Here is an 11,106-nt window from a genome sequence, read left to right on the forward strand (position 1 = left end):
TAGCGGACCTCGCCGCCCCGGGCCTGCAGGTGGGCGACCTGCTGCCGCGTCAGCTCGCCGAAGTCGACGTCGGTGCCTCCGGGACCAGGAGCGGCCACCGCCGGCGCCCACCGCCCCGATCGCCAGATCCCGCGGAGCCCGCCCCCGGGCCCACCGGCACGGCGGGGCCCGGCGGGGCGACCACGGACGAGCCCACCGAGGAGACCGCAGAGGAGCCCACCGGGGAGACCGCCGAGGACGCCGGCGAACCCGCTCGCGGCGCCGCCGCCGGCCGCGCCGGCTGGTGCGCGACCTCCGCGCTCGGGGTCTCCGCCGCACCGGCCGGGGGCGCCGCGGGGTCGGTCTGGGTGGACGTCACCGTGACCAACACGGCCGCGGAGCCCTGCGTGCTCGGCGGCTACCCGGGGATCTCCTTCGTGGACGCCGACGGCACGACCCTCGGCGCCCCGGCGGTGCGGGACGCGGGCGTCCCCGGGACCGGCAGGCAGCTGGCGCCGGGCGAGTCCGCCACCGCCGCGCTGCGGATCGGCCAGGCCGCCGTCCACCCCGGGTGCGAGGCCCGGGAGGCCGCGGGACTGCGCGTCTATCCGCCCGAGAACACCCGCTCCGTGGTGGTGCCCTTCCCCGCCGAGGCCTGCACCGGCCCCGGCATCCAGCAGCTCGAGATCCAGGGCTTTGGCACCTGATCCGGCGCTGAGCCTGTTCACCGAGCACACCCGGGCCTGGTTCTCGGGTGCGTTCGCCGCGCCCACGGCCGCCCAGGAGGGCGCCTGGCGGGCCATCGCCGCGGGACGCCACGCGCTGATCGTGGCGCCCACCGGCTCCGGCAAGACCCTGGCCGCGTTCCTGTGGGCCCTGGACCGCTTCGTGGCCGAGGCGGCGCCGGGGCCGGCCACGGCGACCGGGCGGCCGGGGACCGTGGACACCGCGTCCGCGGCCGGCCCGGGGGCGCCGTCCCCGCCGCACCGGCCGCGGACACGGGGAGCCTGCGCACCAAGGCCCGCTCCGCGGCCCCCCGGGCCGAGCGGCGCGGCACCCGGGTGCTCTACATCTCCCCGCTCAAGGCGCTGGGCGTGGACGTGGAGCGCAACCTGCGGGCCCCGCTGATCGGGATCTCCCAGACCGCCCGGCACGCCGGCGTCGAGCCGCCGGAGGTCAGCGTGGGGGTCCGCTCCGGGGACACGCCGCAGGCCGTGCGGCGGGCCCTGCTGTCCAGCCCGCCGGACATCCTCATCACCACGCCCGAGTCGCTCTACCTGATGCTCACGTCCAAGGCGCGGGAGACCCTCACGGACGTGCACACCGTGATCGTGGACGAGGTGCACGCCGTGGCCGGCACCAAGCGCGGGGCACACCTGGCGCTCACCCTGGAGCGGCTGGACGCCCTGCTGGAGAAGCCGGTGCAGCGCATCGGGCTGTCGGCCACGGTCGAGCCGGTCGAGACGGTCGCCCGGTTCCTGGGCGGGCGGGAGCCGGTCTCCGTCGTCGCGCCGCGGGCGGAGAAGCGGTGGGAGCTCACGGTCTCGGTGCCGATCCCGGACATGACCGTGCTGGGCGGTCCCGCCGCCTCCCCGTCCCTGGCCGGATCCGGCTTCGGCGACGACGACCTGGACGCCCTCGCCCCCACGACCACCGCGTCGATCTGGCCGCACGTCGAGGAGCGGGTCGTGGACCTGGTGCTGGAGAACCGCTCGACCATCGTGTTCGCCAACTCCCGCGGCCTGGCCGAGAAGCTCACGGCACGGCTCAACGAGATCTACGCCTTCCGCCTCGAGCACACGGACCCGGACGGCAGCCCGGACGGCGACGGCCCGGAGGCCGCGTACGGGACCGGCAGCGGCCCGCACGACGACGCAGCCCCCGGGGTCCCGGCGGGCTCCGCGCCGCAGCAGCTCGGGGACGTGCTGCGCTCCGCCCTGGCCGGGCGGGATCCGTCCGCGCCCGGCGGGGCCGCCGAGCCCGCGGACCTGCGCCGGCAGACCGGCCGGTACGAGGGCGCGGCCCCGGTGCTGGCCCGCGCCCACCACGGGTCGGTCTCCAAGGACCAGCGGGCGGTCATCGAGGACGACCTCAAGACCGGGCGACTGCGCTGCGTGGTGGCCACGTCCTCCCTCGAGCTGGGCATCGACATGGGCGCGGTGGACCTGGTGGTCCAGATCGAGGCCCCGCCCTCGGCCGCCTCGGGGCTGCAGCGCGTGGGCCGCGCCGGCCACCAGGTCGGGGAGGTCTCCCGCGGCCGGTTCTACCCCAAGCACCGCGGGGACCTGCTCGACGCCGCGGTGACGGTCGAGCGGATGCTGCAGGGCCGGATCGAGCCGCTCGCCGTCCCGCTGAACCCGCTGGACGTGCTGGCCCAGCAGACCGTGGCCGCGACCGCCCTGGGACCGGTCGAGGTGGAGGAGTGGTTCGACACCGTCCGCCGCTCCTCCCCGTTCCTGACCCTGCCCCGCTCGGCCTTCGACGCCACCCTGGACCTGCTCTCGGGCCGCTACCCCTCCGACGAGTTCGCCGAGCTGCGCCCGCGCATCGTCTGGGACCGGGAGACCGGCACGATCGAGGGCCGCCCCGGGGCGCAGCGGCTGGCGGTGACCTCGGGCGGGACCATCCCGGACCGCGGCCTGTTCGCCGTGTACCTGGTCGGCGAGCAGGACGGGAAGAACTCCAAGCGGGTGGGCGAGCTCGACGAGGAGATGGTCTACGAGTCCCGCGTGGGCGACGTCATCGCCCTGGGCGCCTCCAGCTGGCGGATCGAGGAGATCACCCACGACCGGGTGATCGTCTCCCCCGCCCCGGGGGTCCCCGGCAAGCTCCCGTTCTGGCACGGGGACGGCCCCGGCCGGCCCGTGGAGCTGGGCCGCGCGGTGGGCCGGTTCAACCGGGAGATCGCCGGGGCCGCCGAGGACGAGGCCCGCGCCCGGCTGCGCGCGGCCGGGCTCGACGAGTGGGCCGCCGACAACCTGCTGGCCTACGTGGGCGAGCAGAAGGAGGCCGTGGGGCAGGTGCCCTCGGACCGGCTGTTCGTCGTCGAGCGCTTCCACGACGAGCTCGGGGACTGGCGGGTGGTGCTGCACTCGCCGTTCGGGATGCCCGTGCACGCCCCCTGGGCGCTGGCCGTGGGCGCCCGGCTGCACGAGCGCTACGGCCTGGACGGCTCCGCGCAGGCCGCCGACGACGGCATCGTGCTGCGCGTGCCGGCCATGGAGGACGAGCCCCCGGGGGCGGAGCTGTTCCTGTTCGACGCCGACGAGCTGGACCGGATCGTGACCGAGGAGGTGGGCGGCTCGGCGCTGTTCGCGTCCCGCTTCCGGGAGTGCGCCGCCCGGGCCCTGCTGCTGCCCCGGCGCGACCCCGGCCGGCGCACGCCGCTGTGGCAGCAGCGCCAGCGCTCCGCGCAGCTGCTGGACGTCGCCCGGAAGTACCCGCAGTTCCCGATCATCCTCGAGACGGTGCGCGAGTGCCTGCAGGACGTCTACGACCTGCCCGCCCTCAAGGAGCTCCACCGGGCCGTGGAGCGCCGGGCGATCCGGGTGGTGGAGACCACCACCGACCAGCCGTCCCCGTTCGCCCGGACCCTGCTCTTCGGCTACGTCGCCCAGTTCCTCTACGAGGGGGACTCCCCGCTGGCCGAGCGCAAGGCGGCGGTCCTGTCCCTCGACGCCGCCCTGCTCAACGAGCTCCTGGGCCGCGCCGAGCTGCGGGAGCTGCTGGACCCGGAGGTCCTCGAGCGCACGGAGGCGGAGCTGCAGCGCCTCGCCGCCGACCGCCGGCTGCGCGGGCTCGAGGGCGCCGCGGACCTGCTGCGCCTGCTCGGCCCGCTCACCACCGCGGAGGCCGCACGCCGGCTCCAGGACCCGGACGACCCGGAGGCCGCCTGCCCCGAGGACACCGCCGCCGGCTGGCTGGAACAGCTCGTGGCCGCCAACCGCGCCCTGCGGGTGCACCTGCGCGGCGTGGACCACTGGGCGGCCATCGAGGACGCCTCCCGACTGCGCGACGCCCTGGGCGTGCCCCTGCCCATGGGGGTGCCGCTCGCGTTCGTCGAGCCCGTCGAGGACCCGCTGGCCGACCTCGTCTCCCGCTACGCCCGCACGCACGGGCCCTTCACCGTGGACGAGGCCGCGGCCCGGCTCGGACTCGGCACGGCCGTGGTGCGGACCACCCTGGAGCGGCTGGCCGCGGACCGGCGGGTCGTCGAGGGCGAGTTCCGGCCGGCGCGCACGGACGCCGGCGGGCCCGGCCCGGCCGCCTCCGAGTGGTGCGAGGCGGAGGTGCTGCGCCGGATCCGGCGCCGCTCGCTGGCCGCGCTGCGCCGCGACGTGGAGCCGGTCCCCGGGCAGGTCTACGCCCGGTTCCTGCCCGCCTGGCAGCACGTGGGCCGGGGCCACCAGCTGCGCGGCGAGGACGGCGTGCTCACGGTGGTGGACCAGCTCGCCGGCGTCGCCGTCCCGGCCTCGGCCTGGGAGCCGCTCGTGCTGGCGGCCCGGGTGGCGGACTACCGGCCCGAGCTGCTGGACGAGCTCACCGCGTCCGGGGAGGTCCTGTGGTCCGGGGCCGGCTCCCTGGCCGGCGACGACGGGTGGGTGTCGCTGCACCTGAGCGAGGCGGCCCAGCTGACCCTGCCGCCCGCCGAGACCCTCGCCGTGGCGGCCGCCGCCCTGGACTCCACCCTCGAGCGCCGGGTGCTCGACGTCCTCGCCCCCGGCGGCGCCTGGTTCTTCCCGCAGCTGCTCGGGCTGCTCGAGGCCGACGGCGACCCGGTGCCCGCCGGGGAGCTGACCACCGCGCTGTGGAACCTGGTCTGGGCGGGGCTGATCACCAACGACACCTTCCTCCCGGTGCGCTCGCTGCTCTCCGGCGGGCAGGCCGCCCACCGGCACCGGGCCAAGCCCCCGCGGGGCCGCTCGACGGTCCGCCGCGGCGCCGCCCGGCTGCGGCCCGGCGGCGCCGCGTCCCGCCGGGGATCGGCGGGGCGCTGCGGGCCGCGAGCGGTCCGGCCACCCTGGAGCGGCACGACTCCCCGCTCGTGGCCGGGCGCTGGTCGATGCTGCGCCCGGAGCCGCTCGAGCCCACGCTGCGGGCCTCGGCCACCGCCGAGCTGCTCATGGACCGCTACGGAGTGGTGACCAAGGGGCCCGTGGCCGTCGAGGAGATCCCCGGCGGCTTCGCCACGGTCTACAAGGTCCTCTCCACCCTGGAGGACACCGGCCGCGCCCGCCGCGGCTACTTCATCGAGGGGCTCGGCGCCGCCCAGTTCGCCCAGCCGGCCACCGTGGACCACCTGCGCACGTTCAGCACCGACGACCAGGTGCGCGCCGAGGAGCCCGTGGCGCTGGCCCTGGCCGCGACCGACCCCGCCAACCCCTACGGGGCCGCCCTCGAGTGGCCGGACCCGGTCGCGGCGACCGCCCCGGACGGCGAGGACGCGCCGGCCGGCCGGCACCGGCCCGGGCGCAAGGCGGGCGCCGTCGTCGTGCTCGTGGACGGCGCCCTGGCCCTGTACGTGGAGCGCGGCGGGCGGACCGTGCTCGCGTTCACCGAGGACGCGGACGCCCTGGCCGCCGCCGGACCGGCCGTGGCCGGCACCGTGCGGCGGGGCGCGGTGGACAAGCTCACGGTCGAGAAGGTCAACGGGGCCCCGGTGCTCGGCCCCGGCCCTCTCGAGACCGCGGTCCGGGAGTCCCTGCTGGCCGGAGGCTTCTACTCGACCCCGCGCGGACTGAGGATGCGCCGGTGACCGGGGCGCCCGGAGAAGGAGGCCGTCGTGCCCGAGGGTGACACCGTCTACCGCCAGGCCGCGCTGCTGCGCCGAGCCCTGGCCGGTCAGGTCCTCACGCGCAGCGACCTGCGCTTCCCCGCGATCGCGACCGCGGACCTCTCCGGGCGCACCGTGACCGCGGTGGTCCCGCGCGGCAAGCACCTCCTGATCCGCGTGGACGGCGGCCCCGAGGCCCTGGTGCCGCTGAGCCTGCACTCCCACCTGCTCATGGAGGGCATGTGGCACGTCTATCCGCGGGGGGCCCGCTGGCGGCGCCCCGGCTACCAGGCGCGCGCGGTCCTGGAGACCGCCGCGGCCCAGGCGGTGGGCTTCGACCTCGGGATGCTGGACCTCGTGGCCACGGCGGACGAGGACGAGCTCGTGGGCCATCTCGGCCCGGACCTGCTCGGCCCCGACTGGGACCGGGCGCAGGCCCTGTCCCGGCTGGCCCGGCACCCGCGCCGGCCCGTGGCCGCCGCGCTGATGGACCAGCGCAATCTCGCGGGGATCGGCAACGTCTACCGCAACGAGATCCTCTTCCTGCGGCGCCTGCACCCCTTCACCCCGGTGGCCGCCGTCGAGGACCTCGGCGCCGTGGTGGACCTCTCCCACCGACTGCTGCACGCCAACCGGGACCGCTCCCAGCGCTCCACCGTGGGCGGGCCGGCCCGGCGCGGCGAGCAGTTCTGGGTCTACGGCCGCGGCCGGCAGCCCTGCCGCCGCTGCGGGACCCCGATCCGGGAGGCCCGGATCGACGACGCCGAGCTCACCCCCGGCGAGACCCACCCCGGGCCCCCGCAGGACCGGGCGCTGTGGTTCTGCGAGCGCTGCCAGCCGGCCCCGTGACGGCGGGCGCCCGCGGGGTCTTATCCTGGGAGCGCCGCAGCCGCTGACGAGGACCAGGAGACCACCATCGACGCCACCACGCTCGACACCGCCTACTTCCCCGCGCCCGAGGACGGGCCCGACGGCGAGGAGTTCCGCAGCGCGTCCCGCGCCTCCGCCGCGGCGCTCGACGAGCGCCCGGACGTGGTCCGGTACAAGGGCCGCTTCGCCCTGCGCATCACCGACCAGACGCCCCACGACGTCATGGTGCAGAACCTGCTCTTCCTGCGCCGCGTCCTGGAGGGCGCCGGGATCGACCACCTCCTGGTGCGGGGCAACGACGAGCGGCCCGTGGTCGCGGTGGACCTGCACGACCGGGCGCGGCTGCGCGAGGCCCTGGTGGAGGCGGCCCTCGGCGAGCCGTACTACGTCAAGCCCATGGACACCAAGAAGCAGACCTCCGAGCTGCTCGCGGACGGGGAGCTCACGCACCGGCGCAACGCCCGCGTGTTCCGGCTCTACCGCCCGCACTACTCGAAGCGCTCGAAGCTGTACTACGGCGCGGCGACCGGCGTGCAGATCGAGCTGTGGGAGTTCGGCGAGCACGAGATCCGGCTGCCGGTGGAGAACTCCCTGACCCGCCGGTCCGTCTCCCGCGCGGAGGCCGTGCGCGGGAGCGTGGAACGCTTCGGCCTGCCGTGGCCGACCATCGAGAACATGTTTGCCGACCACGCCAGCGACATCGACTTCGAGATCGACATGGTCTTCTCCTGGGTGGACGGCTCCGACGCCGAGTACCGGCGGGTCCGCGCCTCCTACATGGAGGACGCCGTGGTCGGGGAGGGCGACGACCACGAGGCCCGCTTCCGGCAGGTCGACGAGCTCAAGTACGCCCTGCGCTCGGTGCACATGTTCGCCCCCTGGGTCCGCACCATCTACATCGCCACCGACTCCCGGCCCCCGGCCTGGCTGGCCGAGCACCCCCGGGTGCGCGTGGTGCGCAGCGAGGAGTTCTTCGCGGACACCTCGGTGCTGCCCGTCTACAACTCGCAGGCGGTCGAGGCGCAGCTGCACCGGATCGAGGGGCTGTCCGAGCACTTCCTCTACTCCAACGACGACATGTTCTTCGGCCGCCAGCTCGGGCCGGCCCTGTTCTTCTCCCCCGGCGGGGTGTCGAAGTTCGTGGAGGCCAGCACCCGCATCGGCCTGGGCGAGGGGCACCCCGAGCGCTCGGGCTTCGAGAACGCGGCGCGGGTGAACCGGAGGCTGCTGTGGGAGCGCTTCGGCCGGATCACCACCCGTCACCTGGAGCACTGCGCCGCCCCGCTGCGCCGCAGCGTGGTGGCCGAGATGGAGCAGGAGTTCCCCCGGGAGTTCCTCCGCACCTCCTCCAGCCGCTTCCGCGCCGCGGAGAACATCTCGGTGACCAACTCGCTGTACCACTACTACGCGCTGCTCACCGGCCGGGCCGTGACCCAGGAGACCGCCCGCACCGAGTACGTGGACACCACCACCCGGGCGGGGCTGCAGCAGATGGACAGGCTGCTCGGGCGGCGGAGCCTGGACATGTTCTGCCTCAACGACGGCAGCTTCCCGGAGGTGCCGGCGGCCGAGCGGGCCGAGCGGATGACCGCGTTCCTGGAGCGGTACTTCCCGGTCCGGGCGCCCTGGGAGAGGTGACCGGGCCGGGCGCGGGGGGTGGGCGGCCGGGGCCGGTCCCGGTAGCCTCGGGACATCCGACCCGGAAGGACGTCACCGTGACCGACCACTACCACTCCCCGGACGACCTCAAGCGCCTGCCCGAGTTCAAGGAGCTCGCCCCGCAGGAGTTCCAGGCCTTCGCCGCCTTCGACGGCACGATCGGGCGGGAGGAGCGGGGCCATCGACCAGCTCCACCGCGAGCTCATCGCGGTGGCCGTGGCCATCAGCTCCCAGTGCCCCTACTGTCTCGAGGTGCACGTGACCCAGGCCAAGAAGGCGGGGGCCTCGAAGGCCCAGATCGCCGAGGCGGTCATGGTCGCCGCCGGGCTGGGCGCCGGCGCCGCGGTCACCCACGGCACCATGGCCGTGCGGATCTTCGACGAGGCCTGATCCCGGTCCTCCCGGCCGGGGAGGACCGGTCCGGTCCCGTGCCGCGGCGTGCCCCGGCCGGGGCACGCCGCGGCACGGCGGCTCAGACCGGCAGCGGGGTCTTCCGCAGCGCCTCCTGCAGGGCGCCCAGGACGAGCGCCACGGACCCGGCGTGGGCGTTGGGACCCATCAGCCCGATCCGCCAGACCGTGTCGGCGTACTCCTTGACGCCCGCGCCGATCTCCAGCGAGTAGTGCTCCAGCAGGTGGGCCCGGACCGCGGCGGAGTCGACCCCCTCGGGCACCTTCACGGTGGTCAGCTCCGGCAGTCGGTGGCCCTCGGCGGCGAACAGCTCCAGGCCCATTTCCTGCAGCCCGTCCTGCAGGGCGTCGCCCGCCGCCTGATGGCGGGCCCACACGTTCTCCAGGCCCTCCTCGGAGATCCGGCGCAGCCCCGCGTCCAGGGAGGCGATCATGGCGGTGGGCGCGGTGTGGTGGTAGGTGCGGGCCCGGCCCTGCGCCTCCCCCACGTAGCCGCCGAGCATGCCGAGGTCCAGGTACCAGGACCGGGGATGGCCCACCCGGCGCTCGAACGCGGCGTCCGAGATCGTGAACGGCGCCAGCCCCGGAGCCACGCCCAGGCACTTCTGGGTGCCGGCGTAGCCGAGGTCCACCCCCCACTCGTCCGCGCGCAGCTCGATGCCGCCGATGGACGTGACGGCGTCGACGAGCAGCAGGGCGTCGCCCTTGAGCTCCCCCAGCGCGGCGATGTCCGAGCGCACGCCCGTGGAGGTCTCGGCGTGCACCGCGGCGATGATCTTCGGGGCCGGGTGCGCCTCGGCGACCTGCTGGGGGTCGATCGGCTGCCCGTACGGGAAGTCCACCCGCACCACCTCGGCGCCGCACCGGGCCGCGACGTCGCACATCCGCTCCCCGAAGAGGCCGTTGACCGCCACGACGACGACGTCGCCGTCCTCCACGGTGTTGACGAAGGCGGCCTCCATGCCGGCCGAGCCGGTGGCGCTCAGCGGCAGGGTCCGCCGGTTGCGGGTGCCCCAGACCTCGCGCAGACCGTCGCAGGCGCTGTCCATGATCTCCAGGAACGCGGGGTCGAGGTGCCCGAGCAGCGGAAGGGCCAGCGCGGCCGTGGCCTCGGGATACGGGTTGGACGGGCCGGGGCCGAACAGGTGTCGCTGGATCACGGGCACGGAGCGCTCCTCACACGGACGGGTCATCGGGTCGGGAGCCCAGCCTAGCCGGGACGTCCTCCGGCACGGAGCCGGGCGACCGGTCCGGCGGCGGCGTGGCGGCCGCGCCCGCGCGCGGTCCCCGGGACCGCAGGGGCGGCTGTTGTGAAGCGGGACACTGCCCGGTAGCCTCTGGACTGGCCCACGGCGGGTTCGGGCGACCGGACTATCTACCAGGCAGAACTGCACCATCGATCACGCAGCGGCCGCCGTCGGCGCGTCTCCCGGTTCTGGCTCGGCGAGCTCCCCAGCGGCATCTGCCTCACCCGGGAGATCCGCATGAGCACGAACGAGACCACTGTTCCGACCGAGGCCCGGCAGTTCCTGCGCGAGGCCATCGCACTCGCGGTCGACAACGCCAAGGCCGACGGCGGGCCCTTCGGCGCCGTTGTCGTCACCGCCGACGGCCGCCGCTTCTCCGGCGTCAACCGTGTCACCGCCGACAGCGACCCGACCGCGCACGCGGAGGTGGTCGCCATCCGCACCGCATGCCGGGAGCTCGGCACGTTCGACCTCTCCGGCGCGACCCTCTACGCGAGCTGCGAGCCGTGCCCGCTGTGCGTGTCCGCGTCCCTGTGGTCCCGCCTGGACGCGGTCTGGTTCGCGGCCGACCGGCACGACGCCGCGGCCGGGGGCTTCGACGACGCGGAGTTCCACGAGTACTTCGCCCGGCCGGTGGAGGAGCGCTCGCTGCCCGTGCGCCCCGTCGACCTCCAGGAGCGCACCGCGCCCTTCGAGGCGTGGGCGGCGAACACGGCCCGCACCGCCTACTGAGGAGCGCGCCCCGGCACGGGCCGGGGCCCGCACCGGACGCCGCCGGCCAACCGGACGCCGCCGGCCATCAGGGCCCGGCGGCGTCCGGCGCGCCCGGCCGCTCGGCGGCGCGGCTCACCCGGACGGCGCCGCGCCCGGGCGACCCCGGAGCCTCGAGCTCCTCGCCGGTGTCGACGGCGTCGGTGCCGTGGACGACCTCGATGACCGCGGGATCTCCGAGGTCCTCGGGACCCTCCGGATCATCCGGGCCGCCCACGTCCTCGTCGGCGTCCTCGGCGGCGTCGACGGCTGCGGCCATGGCGTGCAGGAAGGCGGTGACGGTGGCGGCCTGGTCCGGGTCCAGGGCCCGGGCGGCGGCGAGCATGCGTTCGTGCATCCGGCCCAGGGTGGTGCGCACCTCGCAGTCGGCCTCGGCGGTGGCCACGATCACCAGGGC

Annotated in this window: 7 protein-coding genes and 2 pseudogenes; 7 read left to right on the forward strand and 2 right to left on the reverse strand. The window is 75.8% G+C overall.

All coding sequences use genetic code 11. From position 1 onward, the window contains the following. The 6 genes and pseudogenes from BJF77_RS17610 to BJF77_RS21165 all read left to right on the forward strand — a co-directional run. A partial coding sequence (locus BJF77_RS17610) for a DUF4232 domain-containing protein (protein ID WP_075872979.1) occupies positions 1 to 686 on the forward strand: 686 nt, incomplete at its 5' end. Further along, positions 676 to 4,502, forward strand: a pseudogene (locus BJF77_RS17615) (DEAD/DEAH box helicase); the annotation flags it as partial. The gene BJF77_RS17610 and the pseudogene BJF77_RS17615, both read left to right, overlap by 11 nt. A gap of 521 nt (positions 4,503 to 5,023) precedes the next feature. Beyond that, on the forward strand, positions 5,024 to 5,734 hold the full coding sequence (locus tag BJF77_RS22905) for a hypothetical protein (RefSeq protein ID WP_187347295.1): 711 nt from the start codon (positions 5,024 to 5,026) through the stop codon (positions 5,732 to 5,734). A gap of 27 nt (positions 5,735 to 5,761) precedes the next feature. Then, a complete protein-coding gene (locus BJF77_RS17620; RefSeq protein WP_075872980.1) occupies positions 5,762 to 6,601 on the forward strand; it encodes a DNA-formamidopyrimidine glycosylase family protein in 840 nt (279 codons plus the stop codon). A gap of 183 nt (positions 6,602 to 6,784) precedes the next feature. After that, positions 6,785 to 8,260: a stealth family protein gene (locus BJF77_RS17625; protein WP_238985937.1), complete on the forward strand. Its 1,476-nt coding sequence runs from the start codon at positions 6,785 to 6,787 to the stop codon at positions 8,258 to 8,260. Between the two features lie 237 nt (positions 8,261 to 8,497). Continuing rightward, positions 8,498 to 8,671, forward strand: a complete 174-nt coding sequence (locus tag BJF77_RS21165) for a carboxymuconolactone decarboxylase family protein (RefSeq protein WP_255396350.1) — start codon at positions 8,498 to 8,500, stop codon at positions 8,669 to 8,671. Between the two features lie 82 nt (positions 8,672 to 8,753). Here the strand turns inward: BJF77_RS21165 and BJF77_RS17635 are convergent, their stop codons facing one another. Further along, on the reverse strand, positions 8,754 to 9,884 hold the full coding sequence (locus BJF77_RS17635; protein ID WP_139318637.1) for an alanine--glyoxylate aminotransferase family protein: 1,131 nt from the start codon (positions 9,882 to 9,884) through the stop codon (positions 8,754 to 8,756). Positions 9,885 to 10,175: 291 nt separating this feature from the next. On the opposite strand from BJF77_RS17635, the gene BJF77_RS17640 reads away from it, so the two are divergent. Beyond that, on the forward strand, positions 10,176 to 10,670 hold the full coding sequence (locus BJF77_RS17640) for a nucleoside deaminase (RefSeq protein ID WP_075872982.1): 495 nt from the start codon (positions 10,176 to 10,178) through the stop codon (positions 10,668 to 10,670). A gap of 67 nt (positions 10,671 to 10,737) precedes the next feature. Here BJF77_RS17640 and BJF77_RS20900 read toward each other — a convergent pair. Further along, positions 10,738 to 11,106 (reverse strand): annotated as a pseudogene (locus BJF77_RS20900) (hypothetical protein); the annotation flags it as partial.

The organism is Kocuria sp. CNJ-770, from assembly GCF_001942375.1.
Taxonomy (GTDB): Bacteria; Actinomycetota; Actinomycetes; order Actinomycetales; family Micrococcaceae; genus Kocuria; species Kocuria oceani.